At 66.7% G+C, this 15,696-nt stretch carries 13 protein-coding genes and 1 pseudogene; 7 read left to right on the top strand and 7 right to left on the bottom strand.

What is annotated here, in order from left to right:
- The first annotated feature begins 329 nt into the window (after positions 1 to 329).
- The gene (locus tag IWX77_RS08505) at positions 330 to 1,328 is read left to right on the top strand and encodes an LLM class flavin-dependent oxidoreductase (RefSeq protein WP_196844081.1); all 999 of its coding nucleotides are present in this window, start codon (positions 330 to 332) and stop codon (positions 1,326 to 1,328) included.
- Between the two features lie 53 nt (positions 1,329 to 1,381).
- On the opposite strand, the gene IWX77_RS08500 is transcribed toward IWX77_RS08505, so the two are convergent.
- On the bottom strand, positions 1,382 to 2,041 hold the full coding sequence (locus IWX77_RS08500; protein ID WP_196844080.1) for a histidine phosphatase family protein: 660 nt from the start codon (positions 2,039 to 2,041) through the stop codon (positions 1,382 to 1,384).
- A 157-nt stretch (positions 2,042 to 2,198) separates the two neighbouring features.
- Between IWX77_RS08500 and IWX77_RS08495 the strand changes: the two genes are divergently transcribed.
- The gene (locus IWX77_RS08495; RefSeq protein WP_196844079.1) at positions 2,199 to 2,525 is read left to right on the top strand and encodes an antibiotic biosynthesis monooxygenase family protein; all 327 of its coding nucleotides are present in this window, start codon (positions 2,199 to 2,201) and stop codon (positions 2,523 to 2,525) included.
- A 7-nt stretch (positions 2,526 to 2,532) separates the two neighbouring features.
- On the opposite strand, the pseudogene IWX77_RS08490 reads toward IWX77_RS08495, so the two are convergent.
- The 4 genes and pseudogenes from IWX77_RS08490 to IWX77_RS17075 form a co-directional block, all read right to left on the bottom strand.
- Positions 2,533 to 2,967 (bottom strand): annotated as a pseudogene (locus IWX77_RS08490) (PLP-dependent transferase); the annotation flags it as partial.
- A gap of 27 nt (positions 2,968 to 2,994) precedes the next feature.
- A complete protein-coding gene (locus IWX77_RS08485) occupies positions 2,995 to 3,228 on the bottom strand; it encodes a PLP-dependent transferase (protein WP_196844078.1) in 234 nt (77 codons plus the stop codon).
- A gap of 66 nt (positions 3,229 to 3,294) precedes the next feature.
- Positions 3,295 to 3,918 carry an aminotransferase class I/II-fold pyridoxal phosphate-dependent enzyme gene (locus IWX77_RS17080; RefSeq protein WP_297413095.1) on the bottom strand — a complete coding sequence of 208 codons (624 nt, stop codon included), beginning with the start codon at positions 3,916 to 3,918 and terminating at the stop codon, positions 3,295 to 3,297.
- Positions 3,915 to 4,349 carry a hypothetical protein gene (locus IWX77_RS17075; RefSeq protein ID WP_297413096.1) on the bottom strand — a complete coding sequence of 145 codons (435 nt, stop codon included), beginning with the start codon at positions 4,347 to 4,349 and terminating at the stop codon, positions 3,915 to 3,917. The genes IWX77_RS17080 and IWX77_RS17075 overlap by 4 nt, the downstream gene beginning before the upstream one ends.
- Positions 4,350 to 4,493: 144 nt before the next feature.
- Between IWX77_RS17075 and IWX77_RS08475 the strand changes: the two genes are divergently transcribed.
- Positions 4,494 to 6,725 carry a UvrD-helicase domain-containing protein gene (locus tag IWX77_RS08475; RefSeq protein ID WP_196844077.1) on the top strand — a complete coding sequence of 744 codons (2,232 nt, stop codon included), beginning with the start codon at positions 4,494 to 4,496 and terminating at the stop codon, positions 6,723 to 6,725.
- 100 nt (positions 6,726 to 6,825) lie between these two features.
- Here the strand turns inward: IWX77_RS08475 and IWX77_RS08470 are convergent, their stop codons facing one another.
- Positions 6,826 to 7,323 (bottom strand): beta-class carbonic anhydrase, encoded by a 498-nt coding sequence (locus tag IWX77_RS08470; RefSeq protein ID WP_196844076.1) that lies wholly within the window; start codon positions 7,321 to 7,323, stop codon positions 6,826 to 6,828.
- A gap of 257 nt (positions 7,324 to 7,580) precedes the next feature.
- Between IWX77_RS08470 and IWX77_RS08465 the strand changes: the two genes are divergently transcribed.
- The 4 genes from IWX77_RS08465 to IWX77_RS08450 all read left to right on the top strand — a co-directional run bounded on the left by IWX77_RS08465 (position 7,581) and on the right by IWX77_RS08450 (position 15,355).
- The gene (locus IWX77_RS08465; RefSeq protein ID WP_196844075.1) at positions 7,581 to 9,719 is read left to right on the top strand and encodes a S9 family peptidase; all 2,139 of its coding nucleotides are present in this window, start codon (positions 7,581 to 7,583) and stop codon (positions 9,717 to 9,719) included.
- A 65-nt stretch (positions 9,720 to 9,784) separates the two neighbouring features.
- Entirely contained in the window at positions 9,785 to 11,296 is a 1,512-nt protein-coding gene (locus tag IWX77_RS08460) for a DUF3375 domain-containing protein (RefSeq protein WP_196844074.1), read from the top strand.
- Positions 11,289 to 11,972 (top strand): DUF4194 domain-containing protein, encoded by a 684-nt coding sequence (locus IWX77_RS08455; RefSeq protein WP_196844073.1) that lies wholly within the window; start codon positions 11,289 to 11,291, stop codon positions 11,970 to 11,972. The genes IWX77_RS08460 and IWX77_RS08455 overlap by 8 nt, the downstream gene beginning before the upstream one ends.
- Complete coding sequence (locus IWX77_RS08450; protein ID WP_196844072.1) at positions 11,969 to 15,355, top strand: ATP-binding protein; 3,387 nt, start codon at positions 11,969 to 11,971, stop codon at positions 15,353 to 15,355. The genes IWX77_RS08455 and IWX77_RS08450 overlap by 4 nt, the downstream gene beginning before the upstream one ends.
- Before the next feature lie 26 nt (positions 15,356 to 15,381).
- On the opposite strand, the gene IWX77_RS08445 is transcribed toward IWX77_RS08450, so the two are convergent.
- The gene (locus IWX77_RS08445; protein WP_196844071.1) at positions 15,382 to 15,528 is read right to left on the bottom strand and encodes a hypothetical protein; all 147 of its coding nucleotides are present in this window, start codon (positions 15,526 to 15,528) and stop codon (positions 15,382 to 15,384) included.
- Positions 15,529 to 15,696 lie beyond the last annotated feature (168 nt).

Genomic DNA, 15,696 nt, shown 5'->3' with positions numbered 1-15,696 from the left:
TCGATCGTGCGCGAATTGGTACGGCGCGATCTGGTTCGAAGCCCGATGTCACTCTCCGGCGGCGTCGGCGGAGCTGGTCTGTGCCTAAGAGCGTAGGTCGAGGGTTGGCGAAATGCACGATTAAAGCGAAAATGTTTCATTGTGTTACACGGTGGTGATCTGCGGTTGACCGGCGTTGGTCTTCCTGCCGCATGGGTTGCGCGGTTCGGGCGCTTCGTGCCCGGAGTCGGCCGACTGGCTGAACCGGCTGCAGCGCACATCTGAGTTGATCCGCTGAGTTCCTTTCGGGCGCCGGGTAACGATTTGCGCGCGCGTGTGTTGGCCCCAGTATGACTATGCCGCTCTCCATTCTTGACCTCGCCCCGATTGCACCCGGGCAGACCGCCCGGGAGAGTTTCGCGGCGAGTGTCGCGCTCGCGCAGACCGCCGAAAAACACGGGTACGAGCGCGTCTGGTATGCCGAGCACCACAACATGCCCACCATCGGTTCGTCGGCGACGAGCATTCTGATCGGCCACGTCGCCGGGCAGACCAGCACCATTCGGCTCGGTTCCGGCGGCGTCATGCTTCCCAACCACTCGCCGCTGGCGATAGCCGAGCAATACGGCACGCTGGCGGAGCTCTACCCCAACCGCATCGACCTGGGCCTCGGCCGCGCGCCCGGCAGCGATCAGAACACGGCCCGGGCTATGCGCCGTGACCCACGCGCTTCCGACCAGTTTCCGCAGGACGTCATGGAACTGCAGGCCTACCTGCGTGGCCAGTCGATCGTGCCCGGCGTACAGGCCGTGCCCGGTGCAGGCACTGATGTGCCGCTGTACATTCTCGGATCTTCGCTGTTCGGCGCCGGGCTCGCCGCTGCGCTCGGCCTGCCGTACGCCTTTGCGTCGCACTTCGCGCCCGACGCGCTGCACGAAGCCATCGCACTGTACCGCCGCGAATTCACGCCGTCCAAGCAGCTCGATGCGCCGCACCTTATCGTTGCCGCCAATGTGATCGCGGCCGATGAGAAAGCGGACGCCGTGCACCAGTTTGCGACGACCCGCCGCACCCGGGTGCGCGGTATGCTCTCCCGCGGGCCGGCCACCCCCGAGTACAGCGACGACCAAATCGACGTCTTTCTGTCCACGCTGGAGGGCCGTAACATCGCCAACATGATGCGGTATTCGGCGGTCGGTACGGCCGACGAGGTGCGCGACTACCTCGACGAGTTCGCCGCCGCAACCGAGGCCGACGAGCTCATTCTCGCCCACCAGTCACCGTTCATCGAGGGCCGTTTGCGTTCGGTCGAGCTCACGGCCGAGGCGATGAACCTCGTCGCGGCCTAGGTCGGTCAAAGACCCCGCTGGTCGAAACTAGCAACGCTCCCTGCTGCGAACAATCAGTTGTCGAGCGGTTCGCCCAGGGGATCGGCGGCACTGAGGTCGGCGAGGGCCATTCCGCCCACCGGCAGGCCAGCCCAGGACAGCAGGGTCCAGCCCTCCTCGGGGGAACCAATGAGTTCGACCACGCCGGTATTGTCGAGTTCGTTCTCGCCCGCAAAGGTCGCCGGCACGTTCTGCGCGCGCGCCGCCGTCCATATCCGAATGGCCGCACCGTGGCTGAACACCGCAGCGACCTCAGAGCCCGCAGCTGCGACTGCGATGTCGGCGTCGAACCGCCGGAAGAAGTCGTGACCGTCGTGAGCACCCGGCATCCTCTTCTCGAGGTCGCCGGAGCCCCAGGCCACGACAGTCTCCAGGTAGGTGCGAACGGATGCCCGATCGCGCAGCCCCTCGAGCGACCCGGCTTCGATCTCGTGCAACCCGGTCGCGACCTGCAACTCGAGGCCGCGATCGGCGGCGAGCGGATGCGCCGTCAGTTGGGTGCGCAGCAGCGTCGACACGAAGATGGCGTCGATCGGGTCGGAGCGCAGGGCATCGGGAATGGCGGTGGCCTGGCGCAGGCCGAGATGGGTCAGGCCCGGACCGGGATGCGCGGTGTCGAGCCGCCCGAGAACGTTGCCGGGAGTCTGGCCATGGCGGATCAAGAGAAGTCGCATATCCCCTCCAGCATAGGGAACGCGGCCGGGCAACGGGAGAGCGATGCGCCGACCGCGCTGCGGCATTGTGCGGCGGAATGAATGATGGCGCGGCCATGCAGCAGACAGTGGCAGCATGGAGGATATACCTACCTGCGTTCGAACAGAAAGAAGCCCCATGACGATCATTAAAATCAACGCCATCACCGTGCCGAGCGACGGCGGCGACGAGCTGGCCCGCCGGTTCGCCGCCCGCGCCGGCGCCGTCGACGACCGCCCCGGTTTCGAGGGGTTCGAGCTGCTCAAGCCGACCGATGACCGCCTGATCTGGCTCGTCGTGACCCGCTGGGCCGACGAGGAATCGTTCCAGGCGTGGCTGAGCTCCCCGTCCTTCTCTCACGGGCACCGCAGCGAGGCGCCGAAGGAAGGCGAGCCAGCCGCGCGCCCGGTCGGTGTGGGCAGCGAGTTGTGGTCGTACGCGATCGCCGGCGGTACTGCTAGCTAAGCCGAAGTTACGACGGGGTTTGAACCGGTTCGCTGTTGTGATGGGCTCTTCTGGAAGTGTGGTGTGAGCGGTCATGGTCGGTGACCGCACGCACATCCTCGAGTCCAACCGGCCCCCGAACACCACGCGGAAGACGACCCGCAGCTTTCCCGGAACGATTACTCACCCTCGACCTCGATGGTCTCGTCGGAGCTCGGTCGAGCCCCCCGTGGAGGTCGACCAGAAGGTCATCGACCGATTCGATACCCACCGACCGGCGCAGCAATCCCGCGGTGATGCCGAGGCGTTTGTTGAGATCGGGGGCAAACGACGCGTGGGTGGTGGTGTGGGGATGCAGCACCATCGAGCGAGTGTCGACGATGCCGGTCATGCGGCTGAACACCCGCAGACCGTTCGTGACGGCGCGGGCATCCTCGGTGCCGCCCGTTACGGTGATGGCGCAGACCGATCCGGTGTGCCCGTTGTAATATTATTTGCGCGATCGCGTTGTCGACGTGGCGTTCCATGCGCAGCCACCCTGGAGGGACGCAAGCCGCCACTCGGCGACCGCTTTGGTGGGGTTGCTTTGCCGGGAGTAGATGTGTTCGCGTGACCCGCCGTTGAACCGGGCGGCCCCGTCGTCGAAGGAGTCGAAGACGTACCCGGCGCTCAGGGTGAGCGGCGGAATGCGCGCGCCGCGGTTCTCATCGGTGTATTCGCCCACGTGCACCTGCGGGAAGCGAAGCTGACGCCGTTCCGGTCGGTGATCGGCGCCACGACGTCGCGAGCGTCAGCACTGCGCGACGAGCGCCTCGATGCGAATGACGGCATCGCGCAGGGTGTCGGGCGAGCAGGCCAGGTTGAGGCGGGCGAAGCCCCGGCCGCCGAGGCCGAGGCACTCGCCGTTGTTGAGGGCGACGCGGGCGTCGTCGAGAATGCGCTGGTACGGGCTCTCGCCGAGACCCAAATGGCGCAGGTCCAACCAGGCGAGGTAGCTGGCGTGCGGCCGGTGGTAAATCACGGCGGGCAGGTGTTCGCAGGGTAGGGAATGCAACAGAGAATCGTTGTCGACAATTTGGTCGATTGTCTTGTCGAGCCAGTCGGTACACGAGAACGCGGCGATGTTCGCGTGCAGGCCGAGGATGCTGGTGCGACAGGCGACCTCGTCCGGCAGCCGGCCCAGCAGCTCATTGGTGGCATCATCGGCGGCGATGACCAGCGCACACCTGAGCCCGGCCACGTTCCAGCCCTTGCTCGCCGAGGTGACGGTGACCGCGCGGGCGCCGGCGGCCAGGGCCAGCGGTGCGAACGGCGTGAACGCAACGCCCGGGTAGGTGAGCGGCGCGTGGATCTCGTCGGAAATCACGAACACGTCGTACTGCGCGGCGAGGCGGGCGAGCGTCTCGAGCGTCAACGTATCCCAGACGATGCCGTGCAGGTTGTGCGGGTTGCAGAGCAGAAAAGCGTCGATGCCGCGGGCAAAGCTGATCTCGAGCGCGGCGAGGTGATCGCCACCCGACCAGTGGTCGGCACGGCCAGGCGGAGCGCTTCGACGATACCGACGCTCACGTCGGTCGCGAGGTGTACATGGCGCGGCTCGACATGCCAGCCCCACCGGCTCAGCGCAAACTGCGCGACGGCTGGAGCGAGCGGGCCGGGGCCGTCCAGATAGCCGGTGTCGGAGGCCTGCACGCGCTCCCCGAGGGTGGCGACGATGGCCGGAGCGAGGGGGTAGTCCATCTCGGCGACAAACAAGGGAAGTACGTCGGCAAGAAAGCGAGTCCACGTGATGCTGCTGCGCTCGCGCCGGATATGCTCCAGCGGCGCGACCTTGATCACTGACATGACCACAGCTTGTTCCCGCCGCCGATAATAAGCGAACACGTGCGTAAATATTCGACACGTTCGGTACCCGAGCGGATGCGAACGCACAGCAACGCCCACACTGACCGCGACTAAACTAGGGGCTTCGGTTTAAGGGGTGCGTGCGTGATCGACCAGGAGCTTGTTCGGGAACAGAACTATGTCCGGGCGCTGTATGCGCGGCTGGACGCGCTGGCGGAAGAGGCCGAATATCAGCTGATTGCGGTGCGCCGCCTCGACGTCGGCGGCAACCACCAGTCCCGCAGCGAACGCGACACCTTCGCTCGCCTCTATGAGGACCGCATCGTGCAACTGCGCGAAGTCGACGACCGGCTCGCCTTCGGTCGGCTCGAAACCGTGCCCGATGACTCCGGCGACTCGGTCTACCGTTATATCGGCCGGGTCGGCCTGCGCGATGAGGACCACAAGCCGCTGCTGCTGGACTGGCGGGTGCCCCAGGCGAGCGCCTTCTACCAGGCCACCGCCGCCACGCCGCTCGGTGCCCGGGCTCGCCGCCACCTGCTCTCCAAAGGGCGCAGCATCATCCGCATCGAAGACGAGATCCTCGACGCGTCCCTGCTTTCTGAACCGAATGCGATTAAGCACCAGGGCGAGGGCGCCCTGCTCGCAGCGCTCACGGCGCAACGCACGGGGCATATGTCCGACATCGTGTCAACCATTCAGGCGGAGCAGGACCGCATCATCCGCTCTGAGCTGGCCGGTGTTCTCGTCGTGCAGGGCGGCCCCGGCACCGGCAAAACCGCCGTGGCGCTGCACCGCGCCGCCTACCTCCTCTATACCCACCGGGATCGGCTGCGGGACAGTGGCGTGCTCATCATCGGCCCGTCGCGCTCGTTTCTGCAGTACATCGAGGCGGTGCTGCCCTCCCTCGGTGAGACCGGCGTGGTGCTCGCTTCGGTCGGGCAGCTCTTTCCCGGCGTCGAAGCGACTCGAGAGGATGCCCCCGCGGTCGCGGCACTGAAGGGCCAGGCGTTCATGGCCGACGTGATCAAGCGGGCCGTGCATTCCCGGCAGCGCACCCCGGCCGCCCCTAAGCAGCTGGTGGTCAACGGCGACCGCATCGTGTTGCAGCCCGAGCTCGTGTCGCAAGCGATCGCGCGCGCCCGCAGCACCGGTAAAACGCACAACGAGGCCCGGGTCACCTTCGTGAAGACCGCCATCAACGCGCTCTCCCGGGTCTGGCTCGAGCAGCTGCAGAAGCAGGGCCGGTCGATGGACGACACCGACCTGCCGATGCTGTGCGAAGACCTGCGCCTGGCCGACGATGTGCGGGTCGCGCTCAACACCGCCTGGCTGCCGCTTACTCCCGAGAAACTGTTGCAAGACCTGTACGCGCGGCCGCAGTGGTTGGCCGAGCTGACCCCGCGCTGGCGGTATGCCCAACGCAAGCTGCTGGCGCGCCCGCGGACGGCCGAGTTCACGATTGCCGACATTCCGCTGCTCGATGAGGCGGCCGAGCTGCTCGGGGAGTACAACGCGGTCGACCAGGCGAAGAAGCGCGCGCTCAAAGAACAGCGCAAACGCGATGTGGAGAACGCCGAAACGGCCATTGAAAACATGCAGGTGAAGGGCCTCGTCAACGCGAAAGACCTCGCCGCAAGTTTCGGCGAACTCGACGAACGGTCCACGACCAGTGAGCGCGCCGCGAGGGACCGTAGCTGGACCTACGGCCACGTCGTCGTCGACGAAGCGCAGGAGCTGTCCCCGATGCAGTGGCGGCTGGTGTTGCGGCGCGGTCCGCGCCGATCGTTCACGATCGTCGGCGACATTGCGCAGGCGGCGAGCGCTGCAGCATCGGCTAGTTGGAAAGAGGCGTTGCAACCGGTCCTTGACGGCTCGCCCGAAGCCGGTCGCTGGCGCCTTGAAGAGCTCACCGTGAACTATCGCACGCCGAGCCAGATCGCCACGGCGGCCGAGACGGTCGCGATGTCGCACCGCTTGCCGATCACGCGGTCCCGCACGGTGCGGTCGAGTGAATGGCCGGTCGACACGGTAGCGGATGCCGCGGTGGCGGTTCGCCGCGACCGCGCGCTCGGAGTCGGCGGCACCCTCGCCGTGATCGTCGTCGACACCGGCCTCGACGACCTCGAAACCAGACTGCGCGCCGAATTCGGCGACCTGCTCGGTGTCGGAGCGCTCGGCCTCAGCCGCCAGATTGCCCTGCTCACGCCGCAGGACGCCAAGGGACTCGAGTTTGACGCGGTCATCGTCGTTGACCCGACGGCCATTCTCGCGGCCTCCGAGCACGGCGCCGGGGCGCTCTATGTCGCCATGACCCGGGCCACGCAGCGGCTCTACTTGGTCGGAGACGCGCCGCTCGGGGACGCGCTGACCTGACGCTTCGGGTCGGCGCGTACGGGCTGTTTTGCGTGACTGTGGAAACCTTCGCCGTCGCTCCGAATTGACTCTGGAAATGACTGCGCTATTGCGCGGGGATTCAGCCGGGGTCGATGACCTCGTTCAATGTGCCGGTGGCAACATCGAAGACGAAACCGAGCACCGAATCCTTCAGCGGAATGAAGGGGCTCGCCTTGATGCGCCGAATGGACTGCGCGACATCGGCGGCCGGGTCGGTGAAGGCCTCGGCGGCCCACGGCGGGCGAATGCCGGTGTCGGCCACGATGGATTCCTTGAAGACATCGTCGGTGAAGGTGAGCATGCCGCAGTCGGTGTGGTGGATCAGGATGATCTCGGTCGTGCCGAGTAGACGTTGGCTGATCGCGAGCGATCGGATCTCATCTTCGGTGATGACGCCGCCGGCGTTTCGAATCACGTGGGATTCCCCCTCGCCGAGACCGAGCACCCGGTAGACGTCGAGCCGGGCATCCATGCAGGCGACGACCGCGAGATGCTTCGACGGCGGAAGCGGCAGCGGGCCGTGAAAGGTCGCCGCGTAGACGGCATTGTTCTTCAGAAGCTCATCGGTGACAGACATTGTTTACCTTGGGTCGATTGGTCAGGGAACCTGCATGCAGCCAGCGTGCCACGACTTACTCCTGCTATCCAGGGTTGCGTCATCCGTTGTCACATTCGTCCCTGGCTGCCGCCGGGGCCTGAACAGGGAATCCGTCGGTTGCCGTGTCCCGGCCACAGTGCAGTGCGGCGCGCGAACGCTGGCCCTCCGGATCCCCAAAATAGCCGGGGGCGACAGAGTTCCCCGGAGTGCGCACCCCGGTCGGCTAGCGTGGAACCATGACATCGGAGTCGCACCCCACACCCTTTTCCAGCCTCGACGACTACATCGCGCTGCCCCGCGTAGAAAATCTCGCGCTCTCGCCCGACGCTCGACGGGTTGTGCTCACCGTCGCCACCCTCACCCGGGATCGCACCACGTATGAGCGGGCACTCTGGTCGGTGGCCGCCGACGGTACGGGCGTTCCGACCCGCCTGACCCGGTCGGCGATGGGCGAATCCAAAGCGGCCTTCACGGCCGCCGGCGACGTTCTGTTCGTGTCGTCCCGTCCCGACGCCGCTGCCGGCAGGGGCGTCGACAAGGGCGCTGACAAGGACGCCGAAGTCGCCCAACTCTGGCTGCTTCCCGCCGCCGGCGGCGAGGCTCGCGCGATCACTCGCCTCAGTGGGGGAGTATCCGGCATCGCCGCGGTGGCCGCCGCCGCCAACTCGCTCGTGATCAGCGCCGATCTGCTGCCGAGCGCCGCCGACCTCGAAGCGGAAGGCTCGGTCCGCAAGGAGCGCGCCGACAAGAAAGTCGCGGCCATTCTGCACGAGAGCTACCCGGTGCGTTTCTGGGACCACGACCTCGGCCCGGCCGAGCCGCACCTGCTGGCACTCGACCTCGCCGACCTGCACGACACGATTGCCGACCGGAGGGCCGAATCTACTGCCCCATCCACAACGGATACCCCCGCTCCCTACCCCGCCGATCTCCCGCGTCCCCGAGACCTCACGCCGACGCCCGGCCGCACCATGGATACGGCCGGGCAGGCCTTGACTCCCGACGGATCCACGCTGATCGCCGCGCTGCGGGTCGCCGAGCAACGGTCCGGCCGCTACGTTCTGGTGTCGATCGATGTCATGACCGGCAGGCAGACCATCCTGTTCGACGAATCGAAGGTCGACTTCGAGTCGCCGGCGGTGAGCCTCGACGGCCGACAGATCGCCTTCGTGCGCTCCTTCGTCAGTACCCCGGAGGGTCCGGCCGACCAGGAAATCTGGGTCGCCGACCTCGACGGCGGCCACCCGCGTCGTCTTGCCGCCGATTGGGACCGCTGGCCGTCGAGCCTGGTCTTCGACTCCCCGCGCGCTGGCGGCACGAACGCGCTCATCGTCACCGCCGACCACGACGGCCGCGGGCCGATCTTTCGTGTGCCACTCGACGGCGGGGCCCCCGAACAGCTCACCACCGACGACTTCAGTTACACCAACGTCTGTGTCGACGCCCTAACCGGTGACCTCGTGGCGTTGCGCTCCTCCTGGATCGCGCCGGCGCATCCGGTGCGCATCAGTCACACCGGCTCGAGCGTGACAACCCCGCTCGCCTCGCCGGCCGCGCTGCCCGATGTTCCCGGCACGATCACGGAGGTCGAGACCCGGGCCGAGGACGGAGCGCGGGTGCGTGCCTGGCTGCTGCTGCCTGCGGGAGCCTCGGCAGAGCATCCGGCCCCGTTGTTGCTGTGGATTCACGGCGGCCCGCTGAACAGCTGGAACGCCTGGAGCTGGCGGTGGAGCCCGCTGCTCGCCGTGGCCCGCGGCTACGCGGTGCTGCTGCCCGACCCCGCGCTGTCGACCGGCTACGGCCTTGATTTCATCGCGCGCGGCTGGAACGCCTGGGGGGCCAAACCGTACACCGACCTGCTCACGATCACCGATGCCGCCGAAGCCCGCCCCGAGATCGACGAGAGCCGTTCCGCGGCGATGGGCGGATCCTTCGGCGGCTACATGGCCAACTGGGTCGCCGGGCACACCGACCGGTTCCGCGCCATCGTCAGCCACGCGAGCCTGTGGTCGCTCGACCAGTTCAACGGAACGACCGACAACTCCCACTACTGGCAGAGCATTTTCTCGAAACAGGGCATGATCGACAATTCGCCGCACCAGGCAGTGCGCAACATCGTCACGCCGATGCTCGTCATTCACGGTGACCACGACTACCGGGTGCCGATCGGTGAGAGCCTGCGACTGTGGTCGGAGCTCGCTGAACACCACGCCACTGCCGACGGAAGCACCCAGCACAAGTTCCTCTTCTTTCCCGATGAGAACCACTGGATACTCAAGCCGCAGCACGCGGTGCTCTGGTACCAGACCGTGTTCGCTTTTCTCGACCAGCACGTGCACGGCACCGACTGGAAGCGGCCGCGCCTGCTCGGCTGAGCGCGCTCGGGTCACGGGCGGCCCGCGCAGTCCGTTAAAGTGGAGAGCTGGAGAGGAACCAGCGAGTGAGTGATATTGCGGGCGAATTGGCGTGGGTGCGCGAAGCCTTCGACAAACCCACCCTGCGCCTGCTCGACCGCAAATGGGCGCCGTTCGTGCTCGCGGTGTTCAAGAGCTCGTTCAGCCGGGACCGCCGCAGTGTTCCCTGCGAATTGCTGCACACCCAAGTGGATGCCTACCTCGCCGACCTGCGCAGCACCGGCATCGACGCCCCCGAGAAAACCGGCCGGGCCCTCTGCGTGCAGTGGATGAACGATCTCTGGCTGTACCGGGAGATTCGCGACGCTGGCGACGGCAACGAGGAGCACTACTCGCTCACCAGCCACGCGCTCGAAGCGCTGCTGCTCGTCGACGGTCTCGCCCGCGATCGGGCGCTGATCAGCGAATCCCGGCTCAGTACGATCGTCGACACCGTGCGCCACCGGGCGACCGAAGCCAACCCCGATCGTGAGGAGCGGGTGCGCCGCCTCAACCAGCAGATAAGCGAGCTGACCAGTGAACGAGACCGGCTCGCCGGTGGGGGCGACATCGAACCCGCCTCGAACGAGCAGATGCACGAGGGCTACGCGAACCTCACCGACCTCATCCAGCAGCTGCCGAGCGACTTCAAACGGGTCGAAGAGTCGGTCGCGGCCATGCACCGGCAGATCATCAACGACTTTCGCGGCGAGGAACGCCCGATCAGCGAGGTTCTCGACGATTACCTGGCCAAAACGGATGCCCTCATGTCGTCGACCGCAGAGGGTCGCGCCTTCGAGGGGGCGTTCACCCTGCTGCGAAACGACGCGCTCATGCAGGGGCTGAAGGCCGACCTGGAGACGATTCTGCTGCATCCGTTCGCCCTCGAACTGAGCCTGAACGAACGCCGGAGCTTTATGAGCACGGTGACCCTGCTGCGCAAGGGTATCGACGACGTGCTCACCCAGCGCAAGGGGCTCACGACCACCCTGCGCGAGCACATCGTCAACCACGACGTCGTGAAAGACCGCGAGTTGGAGCGGGTACTACGCGACGTCAACCGCGAACTCGCGACTTGGATGCAGACCGCAAGGCCCCGCTCCACGGTTACCGCCGAGCTCATGCCCGGCACCCTCGAGGTGGAACATCTGCGCGAGCGCTTTTACGACCCGGTCGCTCACACGGGGCCGCCCGCGCTGGCCGACGTCTCCGGCGCCGCACCGGCAGCCCCGAGCCTCGGCGACCTGCGCCAACAGGGTGGGCCGCTGCTCGAAGAGCTGCGCGACGCCCTCGTGGCGGCTTTCGGGGCGGGGGAGGCGGCATCCGTTGGCGTCGCGTTCAATGGTTTCGACGCGAGCCTGCGCCGGCCGGTGGAGATTCTCGGCCTCCTGCAGCTCGCCGCCCAGCTGAGCACACCGATCGGCCCGATTGGTCTGGAAAGCTTCACAACGGTGCGACCGGATGGCTCGGTGCGGCTTTTCGACGTGCCGCGCCGCATTCTGACCGACGACGACACGGCGGCCCTGGCCGCCCAGGATTTGGGTTCCCAGCATGATTGACGACGTGACCGACGACCTCCCCGCCGACGATACGGCTATCGACAGCGACCCGGCAAGCCTCTCGCTGTTCGAGGGCGATGAGGGCGGGCTCAGCGTGGAGCAGCGTCGCACCCTCGTGCTGCTGCTGAAGCACCGCTATATCTCGGCGGCCCTGCAGCCGGCGGAATGGCGGACCCTGCTCACGTCGCAGGGCCTGCTCAAATCGCGCCTCAACGATGTCTTTCTCGACCTGCACATTGACCTGCACTACGAGGTCGCCTTCAAAAGGCAGGCCCTCGCCGAGGGCGGCGAACGGTTTCCCACGCTGCTGCACGACGTCGCCTACACCCGCGAAGAGACCATTCTGCTGGTGCTGCTGCGCCAACGCTTTCGCAGCGAACGGGCCAATGGACAGGACATCGTGCTCGTCGATCGCGACAATCTGGTCGAGAACGTCGCGCACTTTCGTCCGGAGCACGCCACCGACCTCTCCGGCGACGCTCGCAAGGCGGCGGCCGCCGTCGACAGCCTCGCCAAGGCGCGGGTGCTTCTCAAAACCAGCGACCCCGACCGCTTTCGCATCTCGGCGGTGATCGAGGTGATGTTATCGGTCGAACGCCTCGGCGAACTGCTCGACTGGCTGCGCGAAGAAAACAGTGAACCGCTCGCCGCCTCGCACCTGGAGCCCCTCGTATGAAAGATTCCCCGCTGTTCTACATCGACGGCGCCACCGAGGGGACCACCCAGTGGCGCGCCGAATCGATGCAGCTGGTCAACTGGGGCGGTTTTCACGGCCACCACGAGATCAACTTTGCCGCGGCGGCCACGCTCGTCTCCGGCGCGTCGGGCACCGGCAAGAGCAGCCTGCTCGACGCCTACCTCGCATTGATGATGCCCTCCGACACCCCGTTCAACGGCGCCTCGAACGACGCCGGCTCCGGCCGGGCCCGCAGCGTCGACCAGCGCAACCTGATGACCTACCTGCGCGGCAAGACCGACGCCAACCGGGAGGCCGGCACCGGGGAATTGACCGATCAGGTTCTGCGCGGCGCGCACGAGGCCACCTGGGGCGCCATCGCCATGACCTTCATCGACGACAACCAGCGCCGGTTCACCGTGCTGCGGGCCTACTTCGTGCCGCGCGGCGCCCACAGGTTCGTCGACGTCAGCATGAAAATGGCCACGACCGACGGGTGCCTTGACCTGCGCGACCTCGCCTCCTGTGCTGACAGCCGGTTCGACAAGCGCGCTCTCAAAGCCCGCTTCGTCGATCTCGATGTGTTCGACACCTACGCGGCGTTCGCCCAAACGCTGTACACCCGCCTTGGGATCGGCGCCAACGGCGAGGGCGGCAAGGCCCTGCGACTGCTGGCCCGCATCCAGGCCGGCCAGCAGGTGAAAACGGTCGACGGACTGTACAAGTCCATGGTCCTCGAAGAACCCGCCACCTTCGCCGCCGCCGACAAAGCGGTCGACCACTTCGAAGACCTCGAACGCTCCTACGGCGCCATGGTCACCGAGGCGCAGAAGGCCCAGGTGCTTGAACGCCTGCCCGATCTGAACGAGGCGTACGAGACCGCCACCGCCACGGCCGACCTGGTCGACACCTTCGGGGTGCACCGGACCGGGGACACCCCGTTCGTGCTCTGGCAGCTGGGCACCGAGCAAGCCCTGCTCGAGCGCGCCGACGACACGAACCGGGCCGCCCGCCGTGCCAACCAGACCGCTGTGACGCAGGCGCGCGACGAGGAAACCGCCCTGAGAATCCGCGTCGCCCAGCTGCAACAGCAGCAGCGCAACAACGGCGGTGACGTGCTCGAACGGCTGCACAACGAACTCGTCCAGCTCGGCGACCAGCACGACGATGTGGCTCGTGAGCGCGCAAACTTCGACAGTCGGGTGCAGACTCTGGCCGCGCCGATCGATTCCGCCGCGTCCTTTTCGGCCGCCCAGCGCGACGCTGATCGCTTTGCAGCCGGGTTCGACGCCGCCGAGATAGCCCTGGAGGGGACCCGCTCGGCACTGCAGCGTGAGTCGTACCCGGTGGAGGAGAGCATCCGCTCACTCAAACAGGAACGCGCGTTCCTGACCGGGCGCGAGAGTCTGGTGCCGCAGCCCCTGCACAATGCCCGGCTGCTGATCGCCGAGGCCGCGGGAATTCCGGCCGAAGAATTGCCGTTCGTGGCCGAACTCATCGACCTCGCCGCCGGTGAAGAACGCTGGAGGCAGGCCGCCGAGGTGACTCTCTCGTCGGTCGTGCGGGTTCTGCTCGTCGACCAGACCAGGCTCGCCCACCTGAGCGCGGCGATCGACCCGTTACAACTGCCCGTGCGCATTCACTTTGAAGGTGTGGCGCTCCAATTGCACCAGGACCTGGCCGGTGACCCCCACTACGTGTCGGGCAAGCTCGACGTGAAGAACTCGCCGTTCAGCAGCTGGGTGCAGGCACGCCTCAGGGCCTCAAACCTCGACGCGCTGTGCGTGGCTACCCCGTCCGAGCTGGTGGGTGACGGTGCACGGGTGACGCCGAGCGGGCAGACCCGTAATGGTTCCCGCGGCGCTCACGGTTGGAACTCCGGCCAGAAGTCGATCATTGGGTTTTCCAGCAGCGCTCGGCTCGGTGACATCACGGCGGAGCTGGCCGTGCAGGGGCGGGTGGCCGACGCGATCGCGGGGCGGGCATCCGCTATCGCAGACAGCCTCACCCAGCTGCGCGAGAAACAGGCCGTTCACCAGCACATTCTTGACACGGACTGGTCGACCATCGACGTCGCCGCGACCGTGACGCGCATTCTGGAGAAGAAATCCGAGCAAGAACGGATGCTGGCCGGCAGCGACATTCTGCGCGCCCTCAGCGACGAGGAGGGCCGGCTCACCCTCGAACTCGACGCAGCGCAAAGGCTCAGGCACACCGCCGACCAGACCGGTGCCGTGCTCGCCGAGGAGCAGGGCAGCATCGTCGACGCGCAAGACACGGTGAATACTCGGCTTGACCAGATCGAACGGGGTGAGGGTCTGACCCTGTCGGAGGAGCATGTTGCACACCTCTCCGAGCAGTTCGCGCTCGTCACCGACCAGAACGACCTCGCCGGCTTCGCCGGAGGCTTGAAACGCCTGCGCGAGCGTCTGATCGCCCGGTCGGCGCAGGATCGCGACAGCGCCGCCCGCGATCGCGCCACCATGATCGGCATCTTCGAGACCTACCAGGGACGCTGGCCCGACCCCAACATCGGCGTCGGGCTCGAGTCGGTCACGAGCTACACCGACATTCTCGACGCAATCCGCACCCTCGGCCTCTCCGAGCGGCGTCAGGAATGGAAACGTCGGCTATCGGCGTGGAGTGGGCAAGACCTCGTGCCGCTGACCGGCGCGTTCAACACGGCGATCGAAGAAATCGAAGACCGACTGCGGCCGATCAACGAGATTCTCGCGACCTTGCCGTTCGGCGCGACCCGCGACCGCCTGCAGATTGCCCTGCGCCGCCTGCACCGCGACGACGCGACGGCGTTTCGCAAAGAGCTCAAGGTGCTCTCCTCGGGTGCAACGGAGCACTTCAGTGATGACGAAACCGAAGACCGCTTCACCCGGCTGCAGCAGTTCATGAGCCTGATCCGCCGGCCCGACGGCACCAACAAATCGCAGCGCGACCTACTGCTCGACGTACGAGCGCACGTCGAGATCACCGCCGTGCGCGTCACGCAGGAGGGCGTCGAAGTCAGTACGTACTCCTCGCTCGGCGGCAAAAGCGGTGGCGAGTCGCAGGAACTCGTGGCCTTCGTCGTCGGTGCCGCCCTACGTTTTCAGCTCGGCGACGAAAGCCGCACACGGCCGCGCTTCGCCCCGGTCTTCCTCGACGAGGGCTTCGTGAAATCCGACGCGGAGTTCGCCGGCCGGGCGGTCGCCGCGTGGAGGGGCCTCGGCTTTCAGCTCGTCGTTGGCGCCCCGCTCGACAAGGTCACCGCCCTCGAACCGAACATGCAGCTCGTGCTGTCGATCACCAAGAACATCGCCACCGGCTACTCCTACATCACGCCGTTAGCGTCTCCGGAGGCCGGCGCTACTGCGGAATCAGCCGCCTAGTTCACCGAAACGGATGCCGCGCGCGGTCACTCAGCGAGCGTGCGGTACCGCGGGGACACCACCCCATCGCCGAACCGGCACCGGTCGACCAGGTGTAGACGTACCCCGCTCGACTCTTCCAGGGCATTGGCGAAGGCGTGCACCTCGTCGGCGAGATAGTCGTCGAGCGGCATGATTCCGGTTCAGATCAGCTGGTCCGTATCAAAAACCATACCGGGCGGCCGCTAACAGTGGTTTGCCGGTGCGTGAGAGTCGGCCGTGCCTTCGCCTCGGGTTGGGCGTAGCATGACTAGAATGATCGTCTTTTGTCCTTCCGAGCAAGCCGGAACGCGCCGGTCGAC

It is taken from the genome of Cryobacterium sp. CAN_C2, assembly GCF_015751745.1.
Taxonomy (GTDB): Bacteria; Actinomycetota; Actinomycetes; order Actinomycetales; family Microbacteriaceae; genus Cryobacterium.
This window is presented reverse-complemented; position numbering and strand designations above follow the sequence as displayed.

Bases quoted from the DNA above. Each gene is read 5' to 3' on its own strand.
- IWX77_RS08495 (WP_196844079.1), top strand. From the start codon at position 2,199: ATGACGATCATTAAAATCAACGCCATCACCGTGCCGAGCGACGGCGGC.
- IWX77_RS08455 (WP_196844073.1), top strand. From the start codon at position 11,289: ATGATTGACGACGTGACCGACGACCTCCCCGCCGACGATACGGCTATC.
- IWX77_RS08450 (WP_196844072.1), top strand. From the start codon at position 11,969: ATGAAAGATTCCCCGCTGTTCTACATCGACGGCGCCACCGAGGGGACC.
- IWX77_RS08500 (WP_196844080.1), bottom strand. From the start codon at position 2,041: ATGCGACTTCTCTTGATCCGCCATGGCCAGACTCCCGGCAACGTTCTC.
- IWX77_RS08470 (WP_196844076.1), bottom strand. From the start codon at position 7,323: ATGTCTGTCACCGATGAGCTTCTGAAGAACAATGCCGTCTACGCGGCG.
- IWX77_RS08505 (WP_196844081.1), top strand. From the start codon at position 330: ATGACTATGCCGCTCTCCATTCTTGACCTCGCCCCGATTGCACCCGGG.
- IWX77_RS08465 (WP_196844075.1), top strand. From the start codon at position 7,581: ATGACATCGGAGTCGCACCCCACACCCTTTTCCAGCCTCGACGACTAC.
- IWX77_RS17075 (WP_297413096.1), bottom strand. From the start codon at position 4,349: ATGTCAGTGATCAAGGTCGCGCCGCTGGAGCATATCCGGCGCGAGCGC.
- IWX77_RS08445 (WP_196844071.1), bottom strand. From the start codon at position 15,528: ATGCCGCTCGACGACTATCTCGCCGACGAGGTGCACGCCTTCGCCAAT.